14 protein-coding genes, 1 tRNA gene and 1 pseudogene are annotated in these 16,708 nt (G+C 44.9%); 9 read left to right on the top strand and 7 right to left on the bottom strand.

The genetic code is table 11. The features are described from left to right. Positions 1-283 precede the first annotated feature (283 nt). Both AC5YB3_RS01395 and AC5YB3_RS01390 read right to left on the bottom strand, forming a co-directional pair. On the bottom strand, positions 284-784 hold the full coding sequence (locus AC5YB3_RS01395) for a peptidylprolyl isomerase (RefSeq protein WP_006081478.1): 501 nt from the start codon (positions 782-784) through the stop codon (positions 284-286). 97 nt (positions 785-881) lie between these two features. Further along, on the bottom strand, positions 882-2,285 hold the full coding sequence (locus AC5YB3_RS01390) for a DEAD/DEAH box helicase (protein ID WP_494526406.1): 1,404 nt from the start codon (positions 2,283-2,285) through the stop codon (positions 882-884). Positions 2,286-2,596: 311 nt separating this feature from the next. Here AC5YB3_RS01390 and AC5YB3_RS01385 point away from each other — a divergent pair, with 311 nt between their 5' ends. Beyond that, positions 2,597-4,369 (top strand): DUF885 domain-containing protein, encoded by a 1,773-nt coding sequence (locus AC5YB3_RS01385; RefSeq protein WP_494526405.1) that lies wholly within the window; start codon positions 2,597-2,599, stop codon positions 4,367-4,369. Positions 4,370-4,618: 249 nt separating this feature from the next. Here AC5YB3_RS01385 and AC5YB3_RS01380 read toward each other — a convergent pair whose 3' ends face one another. Then, on the bottom strand, positions 4,619-4,939 hold the full coding sequence (locus AC5YB3_RS01380; protein WP_006081481.1) for a hypothetical protein: 321 nt from the start codon (positions 4,937-4,939) through the stop codon (positions 4,619-4,621). 232 nt (positions 4,940-5,171) lie between these two features. Here AC5YB3_RS01380 and AC5YB3_RS01375 point away from each other — a divergent pair, with 232 nt between their 5' ends. From AC5YB3_RS01375 to AC5YB3_RS01365, 3 genes are read left to right on the top strand one after another with little or no spacing between them, the layout of a single operon-like run. Continuing rightward, a complete protein-coding gene (locus AC5YB3_RS01375; protein ID WP_494527210.1) occupies positions 5,172-5,666 on the top strand; it encodes a putative 4-hydroxy-4-methyl-2-oxoglutarate aldolase in 495 nt (164 codons plus the stop codon). Positions 5,667-5,723: 57 nt separating this feature from the next. Beyond that, positions 5,724-7,547, top strand: a complete 1,824-nt coding sequence (locus AC5YB3_RS01370) for an AsmA family protein (RefSeq protein ID WP_494526404.1) — start codon at positions 5,724-5,726, stop codon at positions 7,545-7,547. After that, entirely contained in the window at positions 7,547-8,167 is a 621-nt protein-coding gene (locus tag AC5YB3_RS01365) for a BsuPI-related putative proteinase inhibitor (RefSeq protein ID WP_494526403.1), read from the top strand. The genes AC5YB3_RS01370 and AC5YB3_RS01365 overlap by 1 nt, the downstream gene beginning before the upstream one ends. Positions 8,168-8,307: 140 nt before the next feature. On the opposite strand, the gene AC5YB3_RS01360 is transcribed toward AC5YB3_RS01365, so the two are convergent. After that, positions 8,308-9,867 (bottom strand): lytic transglycosylase, encoded by a 1,560-nt coding sequence (locus AC5YB3_RS01360; RefSeq protein ID WP_494526402.1) that lies wholly within the window; start codon positions 9,865-9,867, stop codon positions 8,308-8,310. A 232-nt stretch (positions 9,868-10,099) separates the two neighbouring features. Continuing rightward, positions 10,100-10,891, bottom strand: coding sequence for a hydroxyacylglutathione hydrolase (gloB, locus tag AC5YB3_RS01355; protein ID WP_494526401.1), 792 nt, complete (start codon positions 10,889-10,891; stop codon positions 10,100-10,102). A gap of 154 nt (positions 10,892-11,045) precedes the next feature. Between gloB and AC5YB3_RS01350 the strand changes: the two genes are divergently transcribed. Together AC5YB3_RS01350 and AC5YB3_RS01345 are read left to right on the top strand one after the other, a co-directional pair. After that, entirely contained in the window at positions 11,046-11,783 is a 738-nt protein-coding gene (locus AC5YB3_RS01350; protein WP_494526400.1) for a class I SAM-dependent methyltransferase, read from the top strand. Positions 11,784-11,816: 33 nt separating this feature from the next. Further along, complete coding sequence (locus tag AC5YB3_RS01345) at positions 11,817-12,725, top strand: LysR substrate-binding domain-containing protein (RefSeq protein WP_494526399.1); 909 nt, start codon at positions 11,817-11,819, stop codon at positions 12,723-12,725. Between the two features lie 254 nt (positions 12,726-12,979). Here AC5YB3_RS01345 and rnhA read toward each other — a convergent pair whose 3' ends face one another. Then, positions 12,980-13,450, bottom strand: a complete 471-nt coding sequence (rnhA, locus tag AC5YB3_RS01340; protein ID WP_006081489.1) for a ribonuclease HI — start codon at positions 13,448-13,450, stop codon at positions 12,980-12,982. Positions 13,451-13,520: 70 nt separating this feature from the next. On the opposite strand from rnhA, the gene dnaQ reads away from it, so the two are divergent. The 3 genes from dnaQ (at position 13,521) to AC5YB3_RS01325 (ending at position 16,037) form a co-directional block, all read left to right on the top strand. Continuing rightward, complete coding sequence (gene dnaQ / locus AC5YB3_RS01335) at positions 13,521-14,249, top strand: DNA polymerase III subunit epsilon (protein WP_063884330.1); 729 nt, start codon at positions 13,521-13,523, stop codon at positions 14,247-14,249. 10 nt (positions 14,250-14,259) lie between these two features. Then, complete coding sequence (locus AC5YB3_RS01330; protein ID WP_494526398.1) at positions 14,260-15,633, top strand: TIGR03503 family protein; 1,374 nt, start codon at positions 14,260-14,262, stop codon at positions 15,631-15,633. A gap of 327 nt (positions 15,634-15,960) precedes the next feature. Further along, positions 15,961-16,037, top strand: a tRNA-Asp gene (locus AC5YB3_RS01325). A gap of 205 nt (positions 16,038-16,242) precedes the next feature. Here the strand turns inward: AC5YB3_RS01325 and AC5YB3_RS01320 are convergent. After that, a pseudogene (locus tag AC5YB3_RS01320) lies at positions 16,243-16,699 on the bottom strand (transposase family protein); the annotation flags it as partial. Positions 16,700-16,708 lie beyond the last annotated feature (9 nt).

Raw genomic sequence — 16,708 nt, 5'->3', positions numbered from 1 at the left:
AATTTTAGTTGGATAGCTATGATATCAATAGGATAGGCTAAATTTATTAAGGTTAAGTATATATTAGGTAGATTTTAAAAAGTTGAGAGGATAATTAATCTACTGATTTTAAGTTAAGCGATTGAGGTTAAATTAGGTAAAGTAAATTTATATTAAGCAGTATTTATTAAGTATGATTTTTTTGCGAACTAATTAATTTTCAAAACCGCTAAGAAAAATAATGAATCGCTCAGCAAAACTGAGCGATACATTATATCAAAAGAAATTTTTATCGTTTTAACGATCAGCTTTGGATATTAATCGTCACTTTCTCGATAACGATGGGTTCGCGGGGCACATCTTCGTGGCCGGCAACTGTGGTGGTTTTGACTTTTTCAATCTGCTGGATAATATCCATTCCCGCAGTGACCTTACCAAATACCGCATAACCCCAACCGTTATTGGTGGTGGCAGTGTGGTCTAAAAAGTCATTATTGGCGGTGTTAATGAAGAACTGCGCCGTGGCCGAATGAGGCGCATCGGTGCGAGCCATAGCGATAGTGCCTATGGTGTTACTTAGGCCTTTGTTGGCTTCGTTCACGATAGGCTCGTGGGTCGGCTTCTCTTTCATTTTTGCGGTAAATCCGCCACCCTGAATCATAAAACCTTTGATAACACGGTGAAAAATCGTGTGCTCAAAGAAGCCTTCTTCACAATAGCGGACAAAGTTTTTTGAACTGACAGGCGCATGTTCAAAGTCGAGTGCTATGGTGATGTCGCCTAAATTGGTGCTGAATGTAATCATGCTAATATCTTCTATCTTAATGAGTTTCTATTTCTAATAAGTCACGACTGGTACTAGATCATGACTTTTTACGGGATCATGACTTTGTATTAGGCCATCAGTTCGTTTTAGAACCGCTGTTCCACGGATTAAAGGGCGCACTGCGACCCGTAGTCTCGCTACTGTTATCAGTCTGCGCGGATTGTGGCCGCGCTACAGAGGCTTTTGCCTCAGGCTTAGATTTAGCACTGCGATGCTTTTTCGCATGGGCGGTTTCAAAGGAGCCTTCTTTCGCGGGGCGTGAGGTTCTGGCCTCAGGTGTGCGGGCTTTAAAGGTTTTTGGCGTGGTATTTTTTGGCACAAAGTCGAGGACCGAAATCGGCACTTCTTTGTTCGGCACAAAGCCTTCAATTTCTTTACGCACTATGATGTGGCCTAGGCGGCGCTCGATAGCACACAGGTTTCTAAAATCATCTTTGGAAACAAAGGAGATGGCTTCGCCGCAGGCGCCAGCACGACCGGTTCGGCCAATACGGTGAATATAATCATCGGCTTCATCGGGCAGATCATAGTTGACCACGCGGGTGAGGGCGTCGATATCGATACCGCGAGAAGCCACGCCGGTCGCCACTAAAAAGCGCAGTTTTCCGGACTTGAAATCGACTAATAACTGCTCGCGTACCGCTTGGCTGCGACCACTGTGGATGGCTTCGGCGGCAATACCGCGTTTTTCGAGTTGGCTGACCAGTTTGGCGGCGCCTTGTTTAGTCTGGATAAAGATCAGTGCCTGTTCCCAAGCTTGCTCAGTGATGAGTTTGCTTAACAGGGCAGACTTTTTATCTTTATCGACAGTGATCAACCATTGGTCGATTTGCGGTGCGTTCGCACTGTCGCGGGCAATTTCAATCTCAACAGGGTTTTCAACCGCTGTTTTCGCTAAAAAGCGCACTTGCTTAGATAAGGTTGCCGAAAACAACAGATTTTGGCGTTCTGTTGGCAGACGTTCGATGATCTTATTGATGTCTTCGATAAATCCCATATCGAGCATTCTATCGGCTTCGTCTAGGACTAATACCGAGATTTCATCGAAATGAATCGCTCTTTGGGTGTACATATCGAGCAATCTACCGGGTGTCGCTACCAGAATATCGACGCCTTCGATAAGGCGTTGTTTCTGTGGTGCGGCATCGACGCCACCATACATGGCCATAGAGGTCAGCGGCAGGTATTTTGCGTATTTGGCAATATTGTCTTCAACCTGAACGGTCAATTCGCGGGTTGGGGTTAAGATCAAGGCGCGAACGCGTTTAGCCCGAATTTTCGGCATCTCGGCGAACATTTGCAGTATTGGCAACACAAAACTGGCAGTTTTACCTGTACCCGTTTGTGCGCCAGCGAGCAGGTTTTTACCTTTCAAGATCACCGGGATGGCTTTTTCTTGGATTGGAGTAGGTTGTGAATAGCCGAGCTCAGTGATGGCTCTTAAAATCGGATCGCTTAATCCAAGTTTGGAAAATGGCATTGAATGTCTCAGGTAAAGGGTCAGGTCAATAATGTATAAGCAAACTGTTACGCCAACGCGTTAACAGCGGAGCAGGGCGATATTATAGCAGGAGGTGAAACAGAATTGGCGATTATCGTTATCTGAGTTCGTTTGGCAAAGTGGGAATTTTACCTCGAATAGATGAATGGTAAGCGGCATAAATATCGAGAACTCACAATTTTGTAACCGTAGATGTATTCACGGCTAACACTGCTGCAATTATTGGGACAATATGATTAACTTAGGTAATTTTTGCATGCCTGTTAAATATCAACAAAGGACCCATAATAATGAAAAAATCCGCTATTTCCCTTGCGATAGTGTTATCGCTGGCCGGCCTTGCTGGTTGTCAATCCCATACGAGTCAAACCAAGCCTGTGGTTGCGGCTGAAGTTAAAGCCCAGTCATTTGAGCAATTTTCAGTATCCTTTATTGATTCATTGTGGGAATTATCACCGACGTGGGCCTTATACAGTGGCAAGCATGTTAATGATGGCTATCTTGAAATCCCCGATGCGGCTGGTCGTGCGAAAACACTAGCGTTTGTGAAAGCACAACAAGCCAAATTGACCCAGTTCGAGCAAAAGTCGCTGACGCCGAATGAACTGATTGATTATCATCTGATCGACAATTTACTCGGCAGCATGGCATGGGAAATTGACAGTTTTAAATCTTGGCAGTGGGATCCTTCAAGCTACAACGTATCGGGTGGTTTTGCCCAAATCATCAATGAAAACTTTGCCCCATTAGATGACAGATTACGTTCTGTATTAGCGCGTTTAGAAAATGTACCAGCTTATTATGCAGCCGCGCAGGCAAACATTAGCAAGCCAACATTGGAACATACCGAATTAGCTGTGATGCAAAACCAAGGTGCATTTTCGGTGTTTTCCGATAACTTATTAAAACAGGTCGCCGATTCTGGTCTGACGGCTACGGAAAAAGCGTTATTTAACACACGGTTTGATGCTGCCACTGCTGCAATTAACGGCCATATCGCTTGGTTAGACAAATTAGTGGTTCAACTCAAAAAAGATGGTGCCCGTAGTTTTAGGATTGGCGAGGAACTATACGAGCAAAAATTTGCCTTTGATATCCAAGCGGGCATGACAGCAAAACAGCTGTATCAAAAAGCCGTGGCCGATAAAGACCGTGTTCAAGGGGAAATGGCAAAAATTACCGATAAGTTATGGCCTAAATATTTTACTACGCCAAAACCTGCTGACAGTAAGCTCGCCATTCGCCAGTTAATCGATAAATTATCGACTCAGCATGTTCAGCGCGATGAATTCGTGAATGAAGTGCGTAAGCAAATTCCAGAGTTAATTGAATTTGTAAATAAGAAAAACCTAGTCACATTAGATCCTAAAAAGCCACTTGTCGTCCGTGAAACACCCGAATATATGCGTGGTTATGCCGGTGCTTCAATTAGTGCACCAGGACCTTACGATAAATCTGGTAATACTTATTACAATGTGACGCCGCTCGATGGTATGAGTGATGCGTCAGCCGAGAGTTATTTACGTGAATATAATCACTGGATCCTGCAAATCCTCAATATTCATGAAGCAATTCCTGGGCACTACACTCAATTAGTTTACTCGAACCAATCACCGAGTTTAGTGAAAAGTTTATTCGGTAATGGCGCTATGGTCGAAGGCTGGGCGGTATATACCGAGCGCATGATGCTCGAAGAAGGCTATGGTAATTTTGAGCCTGAAATGTGGTTGATGTACTACAAGTGGAATTTACGTGTTATCTGTAACACTATTTTGGATTACAGCATTCATGTGAAAGGCATGACTGAAGAGCAAGCCATTGCCCTGATGATGAACGAAGCCTTCCAACAGCAGGCAGAAGCCGAAGGCAAGTGGCGCCGCGCTACGCTTAGCCAAGTTCAGCTGACGAGCTACTATTCTGGTTATCGTGAAATCTATGATTTCCGTGACGAATATAAGAAAGCGCAAGGCAAAGATTTTGATCTTAAAACCTTCCACGAACAATTCTTGAGTTACGGCAGCGCGCCAGTGAAATATATTCGTCAATTAATGCAAAACAAATAAGTTCGCATATTGATATAAATTAGCAGAGCTCAGGCTCTGCTTTTTTTATGCCGAATCGTTGCACACATTACCGTGAGGAAGTGAAGTCAATACAGTTACTGATGAAATGAAATCGTTAACACTCAGCAAATAATGGCAAGCAGATCCTATTGCCATATAACTGAAAAATTATATATTTCGTTATATGGCATATGCAGGTGTTAGCCGAAAAAATTGACGGCTTAATGATTGAGCAGAATAGCGTTATGTTTAATTCTTAGATTTAGATGATGTCATCAGCGCTAAGACTTCATCGTAAGAAATGTTAAATTCTCTCGACAAGTTAATGATTTTTGTTTTGTAGGTTTGAATGTTTTCTTGCTGGGCTAATTGATGTTTCTTTTCTTCAACTAACTCGTTAACTGTTTCTTGTAATATCAATAATCGACGTAAACTATAGTCGAGGGATTTAATATATTTACCCATTTGTTGCTTGTTACGTGCTTGCTCAAGATCCGTTGAGACTTTTTTATCATATCCATATTCATCTAGAGCCGCGATTGCGCTCTGTAAATCAAGATCAGTAGTCATTTGGTTTTCGCTTTATAACAAAGAGGTGTGAGAACAGATTGATGAAATTTTCTTATGAAACATTAAAGGGTGTCATAGGACGTTAACTATCGCAGATTATAGTGCCTATGCCAATATACACCAAGCCTTTGCTGGTTAAAATTAAATAAAAAATTCGCTGATTTTTGCTTTGACCTTGTCGGGGTCTACAATTATGGGTAGTCTAAAGTGATAGGCTATTATGGAGATTCAAATGCTTGATCTACTACCAGATTTATTTGACCACTATCCGTCTAAATTACAGTTACTTCCCCTCGAATTTAAACCCTATGGCGGTAAGCGGCTCTTTTGGGGCGAGATAGTCACAGTCAAGTGTTTTGAAGATAATTCTAAGGTAAAAGAAATACTTGCACAGGATGGGCAAGGAAAAGTTTTGGTTGTCGATGGAGGCGGTTCTTTGCGCCGCGCATTGTTAGGCGATCTCATTGCGCAAAGCGCGCTAGATAATGGCTGGCAAGGGATAGTGATCAATGGTTGTGTTCGTGATGTAGCCCGATTAAATACTTTTAGTTTAGGTGTTTATGCCTTAGGGGCCATGCCGATAAAAACCGAGAAGTTAGGTAAAGGCCAAATTAATGTTGCTGTAGATATGGGCGGCGTAATGGTTACGCCCGGTATGATGCTGTATGCCGATGAAAATGGTATTGCAGTAAGTGATGAGATGTTGAACTTTGCATTTTTAAATTAACATTTTTAAATGAATTAGTTGCTTTAAATTCAAGTTGTTTTTGATAAGGATATTTATATGAAATTCATTAAGTGGCTCCTGGCCTTAGTGGTGACGCTCATTCTTTTAGTCACAGTGTATCTCACCGTATTTTTCGACCCTAATGATTTTAAACCTGAAATAGTTGATGCCGTAAAAAAACAAACGGGTCGTGAATTAGTCATCGCTGACGATTTATCCTGGACCTTTTTCCCTGTTATCGGCATTAATTTAGGGGGCGTGTCTTTATCTAATCCTGAAGGCTTTACCCCTAAGGCTATGTTAGAAGTCAACAAAGCCGTTGCCGAAGTGGCGTTGATGCCATTGTTTAGTCAGCAAATTGAAATTGCGGAGCTGAGTCTCGATGGCGCAACCATTAATTTAGTGACTCGTAAGAATGGCACCAGCAGTTTTGATGGATTAAGTGGTGATAATAGTAAGAAAGCTGCAACTCCAGCGGCCGAAACTTCCTCAAATGCCAAACTGAACGATATTAATATTGGCGGTATTTCAATCACCAATACCCAAATTAATATGATTGACGAAGCGAAAAAGCAAACTCAAGTCTTTACCTTAAAAAGCTTCACCTTAGGTGAGTTCGCTTTAGAACAATTTGCACCCATCGCCTTTGAATTTAGTGCAACTATGCCGGACATGACGGTAAGCAGCGAAGGCAAAGGTGAGCTAAAACTAAGCCGAGACTTTACGCAACTCGTCGTCAATGGACTCAAAATTGACACTGTGGTGGAAGGTGAAAGTATTCCCAATAAGCAACTCGAAACATCGATTAGCTTAGCGACTCAAATCGCATTGGATAAACAGCAATTGTCCGTCGATATTGCGCAGCTTACCGCGGCAAGCATTACCGCTGCGGGTAAAGTTGGCGTGAATTACGCCACGAAAATTCCGCAAATCAATGCTGATTTTCAAGTCGGCGATATCGATTTAGATACGCTGTTACCTAAAACGGAGACCGCTGCCGCAACAGAACAAGCACCCGCTGCCAGCACTCAGGCAGTTGAGCCTGATCTCTCTGCCCTTAAGCAGCTTGATGTAAAACTCAAGTTGACCGTTAAGTCTATTAAGGTTGCTAACCTGTCGACTCAAAATTGGTTGATGGATGTGGGGATTAAAAATGGCGTGTTAGATCTAACGAAACTGAATGCGGATTTATACCAAGGTAAGTTGCTGGTGAGCGCTCAGGTCGATGCACGTCAAGCGGTGGCAAGTTATCAATTCGATAAAAAAGTGACGGGTGTACAAATTCGTCCTTTGTTGAAAGATGCGGCGGATGTGGATTTACTGGCGGGTACGGCCAACTTTGATGTGAAGGGTAAAGGTAAGAGTTTGATCCCTGAGCAGTTAAAGAAAAATCTATTAGCCAATGGCCATTTTGATATTAATGACGGGGCTTTGTACGGGGTTAACATTCCGCAGATGATCCGTAGCGCCCAAGCTAAGTTAAAGGGCGACTTATCGACAGAAACCAAGGAAGAGCGCAAAACGGACTTCTCGAGTCTGACTGGTAGTTTCTCGCTGGATAATGGCGTTGTTACTAACCCAGATCTTGCTATGTCTTCACCTTTATTGCGTTTGGCGGGCAAAGGTACGGCGAATTTATTGACTGAAGCCTTAGACTACAGATTGACGACTAGCCTAGTGAATTCATTAAAAGGTCAGGGCGGTAGCGACAAAGATGCGCTGGCTGGAATTGACATTCCGTTGGCTATTACCGGGACTTTCCAAAAACCTGAATATGCCTTGGATACTAAAGCGTTACTGAATAATCAGTTAAAAGAAGAAACCGACAAAGCTAAGGAAAAATTAAAAGACTCCTTACTGAAAAAACTAGGAGGTTTCTAATGGTTGCTCCAATGCGCTACGCATTGCTTGTTGGCGCGAGTGCTTTTGTCGGCGGGCAACTTGTTGGGTGCTCGGCGCCTGAAGCCGCTGACACGGGTCAGTCTACCAAGGGCGAGACGACAACAGCCGCGGCGGTTCAGCCTGAGATCGTTCGCGCTGCCGATCTGGCGCTCGATGTTTCAGGCCTTAAAAGTACACCGACATTAAAGGTTGAACCTATGACGACTGATGCTACGCCAGGACTGCTTCGCGGCGAGTTAGCCTTAGAGCCATTTGTTGATTTCAAGCAGCCAGTTAAGGCAACGTTGATTGTGACCAATCCACAAACCTATGCCGTCGGCCTGCGTTATAACTCAGGGATGACGGCGGATTTGTGGCTGGTAACGCAAGAGGGCAAACGTCTGTGGGCATGGTCCGATGATATGATGTTTACCCAAGCGTTACGCGATAGCCAATTGGCAGCGGGGAAAGTGATCACCACTTCCTTTAGCATTCCGCCCAAAGCGTTTGCTGGAATACCCGCAGATGGCGCTCGTTTAGAAGCGCATTTTGCCGCTAAAGCATTAGAGTCTGATGCCGTCGTTATGGCGCCTGTTGTCTTATTACTGACGATGGAATAACGCCGCTTCTCATCATAGAGAAAGCTCATAATAGAAAAGGCAGCAATCAGATAAGGTTGCTGCCTTTTTGTTCACTGTGGCTCAATCTTGCTAAGGGTTTATATTGCACCAATCAGTTCGAACTATGTGCCTGTTTAGCCTTATGCGTTTAACTTACTTTCATCGACTACTAATTTAATCACTTGGCCTGGTTGCAAATATTGTGATTGCGCTAGGCTATTCCATTCTAATAGCTCGGCCACAGTCACGTTAAATTTGCTGGCGATACGGGCGAGTGAATCACCGGATTTGACCTTATAACTCACAGTACGAATTTGCGCAGTTTGCTCAAGATTTTTCGGCGCTAAGATCACCAGTTTTTGACCATTTTGTAGCTTGTCACTCTTACCTAATTTGTTCCAAACGCTAAGTTGTTTCACTGTCACTTTATGGGCATGGGCGATTTCAGAAAGTGTGTCACCAGACTTAACCTGATAGGCAATTTTTGTCGATTCATTCGCAGCTTGCGATTTCTTCGGCAATTGTTGCTGAGTCGACAGGGCATAGAGCTGTTTGTCTTGCGCATCGACAGGAATAATCAAATGCTTGCCCGCGACTATGGTATTGTTTTTCATGCCGTTGGCGGCGCGAATTGCATTTATAGTCGTGTGGTGCTGCTTCGCAATCTTGCCAATACTGTCACCGGATTTGATCGTGTAGCGTAGCCAACTGATCCTATCCTCGGTTTCTGTTTCGGCGAGTGCTTTCTTAAATTCTTCCGATTTATCAATCGGTAATACTAAAGTGTGCGGCCCCAGTGGCGAAGTGGCCCAGCGGTTATAACCAGGGTTGAGTTTTTGCAGCTCAAGTGTGGTCATGTTTGCTAAACCTGCCGCCATGGCTAAATCAATTTGGCTATCAATATCAACTACTTCAATTGAAGGATTGTTGCTGATTGGCGCTAAGGTGATGCCATATTCATCGGCGTGTTTAATGACTTCTGCCAGCGCAAGTAGTTGCGGCACGTAGCGTTCGGTTTCACTGGGTAAATCCAATGACCAAAAGTCGGTTTTTAAGCCTTTCTTCTCGTTACGTTTAATCGCATTGAGCACCCGAGATTCACCCGAGTTATAGGCCGCAATAGCATAAAGCCAATTGTTATTGGTTTTATCGTAAAGATATTCCAACATGTCGAGCGCCGCAGTCGTTGAAGCGGGCACATCACGGCGACCGTCGTACCACCAGTTCATTTCTAAACCGAAATGGCTGGCCATAGGCGTGGTGAATTGCCATAAACCCGATGCCGCACTTGCTGAAGACGCCGATGGATCAAAGGCGCTTTCAATAATAGGTAATAGGGCGATCTCAATCGGAAGATGACGCTTTTCAAGCTCTTCCACGATCAGGTACATATAAGGTGCAGCACGCTCTGAGATGATCGCCAGATGCTGCGGATTTTTGATGTACCAATCGCGATATTGGTTCACCAATTTTTGATCTGGAACCGGTAACTGCATACCTTGACGAATTCGCTCCCACACATCGGTAATTTGCGCCGACGGAGCCTCAGTTGCGAGGTAATATTCTGGGACTGTATTTTCGGTTGTGACGGCTTCAACTTCTGTCTGATTAACTGTCTGATTAACGCCATGGTTGTCTAATGTCTGACAACCTGTGAGTAGGGCAAATCCCCCTACAACAACATAAAGTGATACTCTCATTGAAAACGGTAGTCCTCTGTTAGTGCATAGCTTTTCTTTATAGTAACAGTATGTTTTATATGAAGATAAAGACGACGCAGCGCGCAAAGTTTTCACGCAAAACGAGCCATTCTATGGGATCTTTTCGATCTTGTCCCTTAATTATCGTACATAATGTAAGGCCATTTTTGATTTACATCATCAAAAATGGGAAAAACTGTTTAAATTTCAAACTATAATATTGCTTTTGTGATCAAAAATTATCTTTCCACTGTCTGAGCAGGGTAAAACCGCCAAGTTCGTCTAAATTGGCATGATTTAGATCGCTAAAATGCTGTTTTATGCTGTCAACAATCTCAGTGTCGCTGGCACGTAGAAAGGGATTGATGGCGCGCTCTAAAGCGATGGTGGAGGGGATAGTCGCTTTGTCTTGGCGACGCAACGCTATGGCGCGTTCGTTATAGTCTTGCAGCGCGCGATTGTTGGGATTGACCGCGAGGGCAAATTTGAGGTTTGAAAGTGTGTACTCATGGGCACAATACACCTGAGTGTATGCGGGAAGCTGGGCAAGTTGCTGTAGTGAGTTGAGCATTTGCGCTGGCGTACCTTCAAATAAGCGGCCGCAGCCACCGCTAAATAAGGTATCACCGCAGAATAAGGCATCTGCAATAACGTAGGCGATATGTCCTGCTGTGTGCCCCGGTACATCTAAGACTTGCAGCTCGCCACTGATATAGTCGAGTGTAAATCTGGGCTGTGCTGTTGCGTGTAACGGATGGGTGATGCCTTCAATCTTCTCATTATCTGGGCCATACACTGTGAGCCTGTTTTGACTGTAGGCTTGAAGTTCAGCGACGCCACCCGTATGGTCATTGTGGTGGTGAGTCAGTAAAATGCCCGCTAGCGTGAGTTGATTGGCCTCTAGATAGTCAATAACCACACTCGCATCGCCGGGATCGACGACATAAACCTGTGTATGCGGTTGTTGTTGTAACACCCAGATATAATTGTCATTAAAGGCTTTGATCGCTGTTATAGTGAGCATAGAACCGCCTATGTCTGTATTTCAATTCGAAGATAAAGGTATTATCCATGAGTGAACGGCCCTTGGCGACCTTTGCCGCTTTTGTCCTGTGGCAAAATGGCAGCAATCTTTGACCCAATTGGATACTTGTCTACCAAGCTAACGGAGGAACTCTGTGTCGCATTTTAGTACTGAGCTCAAACCCGAACAATGGAGCGACTTACCCAATGGTGAGGCGTTGCAACAAGCCGTTGCTAAACAACTTGAAGATTGGTGGCCAAGAGTCTTTGGTTATCATTTATTAAAGTTAGGGCCTTTGAGTGCCGAATTGTCGAGCATGGCATCGCCAGTCGCCCATCATTTTTCTCTCTCGCCATCCAAAGGCGCTTCGATTGAAGGCGATTTTTGCCATTTACCCCTGCAGAATGCGGTGATAGATGCGGTGGTGATGAGTCTATTGCTCGAATTTGAACCCGATCCTTACCGTATTCTTCGTGAAACCGATCGGGTACTCATCGCCGGAGGCTATCTTTTTATCGTCGGTTTTAATCCCTTAAGTCCAGTATTTTTGGGTAAGTTATGGCCTAAGTATCAGGATTGTCTCCCATGGAATGGCCGCTTCTTTATGCCATCAAGGGTGCGAGATTGGTTAGGTTTATTAGGTTATCAAGTGGTGGGCGATGAGCGTTTGGTCTATCACCCCTTAATGGGTGATTTCAACCAAGGTAAATTTTTTCAACAGAGTTTAGCGTCATGGCTTCCTAGTGCGGGCAGTTTGTATTTGATTGTGGCGCGTAAACTCGACTCGCCACTCACGCCTATTCGCGATAAACGTAAGGTGCGGCAAACGAATTGGACCACGGCACCGACCGCGGGACGTTCAGGGCATTTATCAGAGCATTCGGAAAACTGATAAGCCATTTCCTTTTTAAGTACAGGTTTTAATATGCGGATCACCTTAAGACAACTGGCGGTATTTGAGGCTGTAGCGCGTAGCGGCCAAGTCGCAAAGGCGGCGGAGCAGGTTAATTTATCACCACCGGCCACTTCTATGGCCTTGGCTGAGTTAGAAAAACAGCTCAATGCCCGCCTATTCGAGCGCATTGGTAATCGATTACAGCTGAACTCACAGGGCAATTTACTGTTGCCACTGGCGACGGATTTATTGCACCGCGTCGAGCAAATTGAGCAGGCATTTACCTACCATGGCGGCGATTTGGTTGGGCGGTTAAGTATCAGTGCCAGTTCGACCATTGGTAACTATCTGATGGCGAAAGCCGCAGTGGCATTTTGTCAGCAGCACACTCAAACCCATGTGGATGTGGCGATCACAAATACTCAAGATGTGATCCAAGCGGTTGCGCAGTTCCGATCTGAAATGGGCTTTATCGAAGGTCATTGCACCGATAATCGTTTGAGTGTTGAAGCTTGGCATAAGGATAGGCTGCTGGTGTTTTGTCATCCGGCGCATCCTCTGGCGGGGAAAGTGGTTAAACCGGCACAAGTGAGAGGCCAGCCATGGGTGTTACGTGAAGAAGGTTCGGGCACACGCGAATATTTTGTCAATGCTGCCAATGAGTTGGATATGCAGCCAGAAGCCAAATTCTGCTTTACTACGCCGGATGCAATAAAACTGGCGGTGAAACAAGGTGCTGGGCTTGGGGTGTTATCTGAGCTGGCGCTGGAGAAAGAAATCAGCCGCAAAGAGTTAGCGTTAGTCACGATTGAGGGATTAGTGCTGGAGCGGCAGTTTTATCGCATCACCCATAAGAGCCGTCAGGCGACATCCCTTGGCCAAGCTTTTGTGCAGTTCTGTGAGAATTTTTTCAATATCGCAGGCGTGGAACCCAAATAAGCCGTTTGATAGCAATGGCCATATGCAGTGAGCTTAAGCGATTAATTTGAACTGTGGGTTTACGGTGAGATGAATAGTGAAATGAATGGTGAAATGAATCATCACGCCTAAGTGTTTAGCTTAGGCGTGATGGCATCGAACTCAATTTTCGAACTTACTTTCGAATTAGTTTTGTACGAACTTAACTTTTCGAATTTAGCTTGTATGAACTTAGTTTGTTCTAACTTTGCTTGTATAAGCTAAGGGCCACAGAGTTAAGGCTGGTAGCCTAAGTCGGGTTGGGTCGGTTTTGATTCTGCCGCAGTGCGAGCTAATACGTCGCATCGTTCGTTTTCGGCGTGGCCCGCGTGGCCTTTAACCCATTGCCAGTCGATGGTGTGCATCTGTGAGGCTTTATCTAAACGTTTCCACAGGTCAACGTTTTTCACTGGGGTACGGTTTGATGTCATCCAACCTTTTTTCTTCCAGCCATGGATCCACGTCATTATGCCTTGGCGCATATATTGGCTGTCGCTGGTGAGCACGACTTGGCAAGGCTCTTTTAAGCTTTCTAACGCTATGATCGGGGCTAATAATTCCATGCGATTATTGGTCGTGAGCGCAAAACCGTCGGACATCTCCTTTGTATGGCCTTTATAATTCATTACAATGCCATAGCCGCCAGGACCGGGATTGCCTAAGCAAGAGCCATCGGTGAAGATGTGGATCAGTTTTAGTTCAGTCATCAAATTGTTACCATAGCCGGGAATTTCGGCCGAGTATAACCAAAAATTGTCATAAGAAGCGCATAAAAAAATGAATATTATCTCTAACGCTAGCCGTCAGGTTATTTTGGATACCGAAACCACAGGTATGAACCAGGGCAGCGGCGCCATCTATTTAGGCCATAGGATCATCGAGATTGGTTGTGTGGAAGTGGTGAACCGTCGTTTGACGGGGCGTTATTACCACCAATATATCAATCCAGGTCAAGCCATCGATCCCGAAGCCATCGCCGTTCACGGTATTACCGATGAGCGCGTTTCCAAAGAGCCGCGTTTTCATCAAGTTGCTCAAGAATTTATCAACTTTATCGACGGCGCTGAAATCGTCGCCCATAACGCCAACTTCGACGTGAGCTTCATGGATCATGAGTTTTCACTGTTGCAGCCGCGTGGACCGAAAACCGCTGATATTTGTCAGATCCTCGACACCTTAGTCATCGCTAAGTTCTTGCATCCTGGTCAGAAAAACAACCTTGACGCCCTCTGTAAGCGTTATGGCGTGGATACGTCGCGCCGCGAATATCACGGCGCTTTGCTCGATGCCGAGATCCTCGCCGATGTTTATCTGATCATGACCGGCGGGCAGACAAAGTTTAATTTGTCCAACGAGGAAGCGGGGCAGGAAGCGGGTGGTATTCAACGTTTTGATCCGCAATCACTTAACCTTAAAGTGATCGGCGCATCGGCCGATGAATTGACTATGCATGAACAACGCCTTGATTTAGTCGCAAAATCAGGCAAATGCCTCTGGAGAGGATAGAAAAAATACTATGCCGATGTCGCGCCATAAACCCATTTTAGCGCTTTGCCTTGTTGTCACTACGCTGTTTGCCAGTGTGACGTCTGTATTGGCCGCCGAGGCTGAAATCGCTAAAAAAGTCGTCAAGCCGCCCAAGGCCGCGCCGATTATAGGATTGGAGACGGCTTCTGAGCTTAAAAACCGTTTTCGCATCGACCATATGGTCGATAACATGACGCTGTTAGTGGAGCGCGAATACGGCTCTGCGCCTGTGGTGATAGTGTTGCCCGATGGCAGTAAATGGTACGCCAATCGCCATCCCGAAACCGTCAAGTGGGTCGATGGCATTACCGGCGATATTATTTACATTGAGTCGCCTATGCCTGGACCTTGGCAGTTGGTGGGTAAAGTCGTCCCAGGTTCGACCCTCAAAAAACTCTCTAAACTCGAAATCGAAGTGCAGCCTTTGCCGCAGCCGCTATTCCAAGGTGAGCAAGTTAAAATTGTCGCCCAGTTGATGGGTGATGCCCAGCGTGTGCGCATGCCGGGACTCGACTTTCTGGTGGAATGGACGGCTCATTTTGTGAGTAAGCACAGGGCCGGCGATGAGAATTTTGCCGCGGGTGACATTATTGTCGGTTCCTATAAAGACAATGGTGAAGATTATGATGAAAAACCCGATGATGGCGTATTTACCAGTAATCTCAATGTAAAGCAGCCTTGGGGTGATTATGAGTTTGTGGTACAGGCTCGCAACAACGTGTTTGAGCGGCAGATTTCATTTCCGTTTAGATTATCGCCGCGGCCAATTAATTTAGAAGTCATTACCCCAGACGATCCGTTAACGGGGCAATGGAAAATCATGTTGCACGTCGATAGTGCTGTGCTGCAGCTAGCGGAAACGCATTTTTCCTTTGAGCTAGTGGGTCCAGCAGGCTTACAACTGCCTTTGACCGTTAATGGCCTTACTGAGCCGGACTCTGAATTAGATTTACCGACTGTGACTGAGTTTGGCAGTTATCGAATTAAAAGTTTCGTGGCGACGACGACGATTACTGGTCGAGAAATCGTACTGGATTTGCCAGAACTGTTTTTCAACTTAATTCAGCCGCCAGAGCCGCCACCAAGCGCTGAAGAGTTGGCCGCCGTTGCTGCACAAAAAGCTGCAGAGGAAGAAGCACTTGCGAAGAAAGATGCCATGTTCTGGATCATCACGATCAACGCTATCTTATTAGTCTTGGGCGTCGTTGGATTAATTGTGTGGCGTAAACGCCAAAGTTTAGCGCAGGCATTAGCTGCCGCTGAGTTACGTTTATTGGAGGAAGCATCGGCGAATCCAGCAGCTGCGCCGTCATTAGATGAAATCGATCTCACTATGCCAGATGAGGCGGATAAAGACCGTTAGCCAAGTGTCGCTGATGTGTTTGAGTTATGACTTTGAACTAGGGCGTAGCAGCAATATTTGGCACATAAATCAAGGTCGGAAATTGATTTGGTTTTTTTTTAACCAAATGATAAATCTAAGTAAAAAAACGGTTGACGCCCGCAGGGCTCAACCGTATTATTCTTCGCATCTTAAGCAGAAGCCTTGATAAGTCAGTTGAATTATCGTTCAGTTTAAAGAATCTGAAGCGCGGTTTAATTTTATTAGACTATTGTTTTGACATCAGCGGCCTGTCACGCTGGAGTTAGCGGGTTTGAAACTCGTCAGATGTTGGATATGGAAGAATTTGGAGCGGTAGTTCAGTTGGTTAGAATACCGGCCTGTCACGCCGGGGGTCGCGGGTTCGAGTCCCGTCCGCTCCGCCAATTTTAATAAGTCCCATGCTATTAAATTGCATGGGCTTTTTGATTTACATACATCCAATATTGCTATTTCTCTCTTCGTGACCGTGACCAAAACGTGACCATTTCGTGACATCAACTCAATTTTAACCGAGGGTCAATTTTTAGAATTTTGACATGTAGTATCATTTACATCAGGTACTGTTGATCTTTGCTGTACAAATGTTGTTCAGCAATACACCGACAGCAACATTAACGTAAACGCCTGTGACACCATACTGGCGTAATTTCTTGCTAGCTTGTCATATCTTTTTGATATTGCTCGATAGTGTTTAATCCTTCCAAAAGCATTCTCCATTAAATGTCGATACCAATATAAACACCAATCGATTTTCTTCCGAAGTGTATTCTATAGCGGCGCTTTGGTGTAATGATGTCCCGTCTTTGTTGGCGATAAATTTACGAAAACTATCGCTGTCATAACCTATATTTGCAATTACGGTTTCAACCTGCTTCAGGTGCTCAATTAAGCTAGGACGTGTGTAATATCGTTTTTTGGCATTCTGATAATTCGAAATAAATCAGTAATCATCCGCTGTTGTCTGCTAAATGGATTTTGGTTGAATTACCGCCTCGACTTTTACAATACTTTAATTACTCAGAGAAGCTGCCCCCGCACTGTGTTCTGTAGGATC

The organism is Shewanella sp. 1311 (genome assembly GCF_059338235.1).
This window is presented reverse-complemented; position numbering and strand designations above follow the sequence as displayed.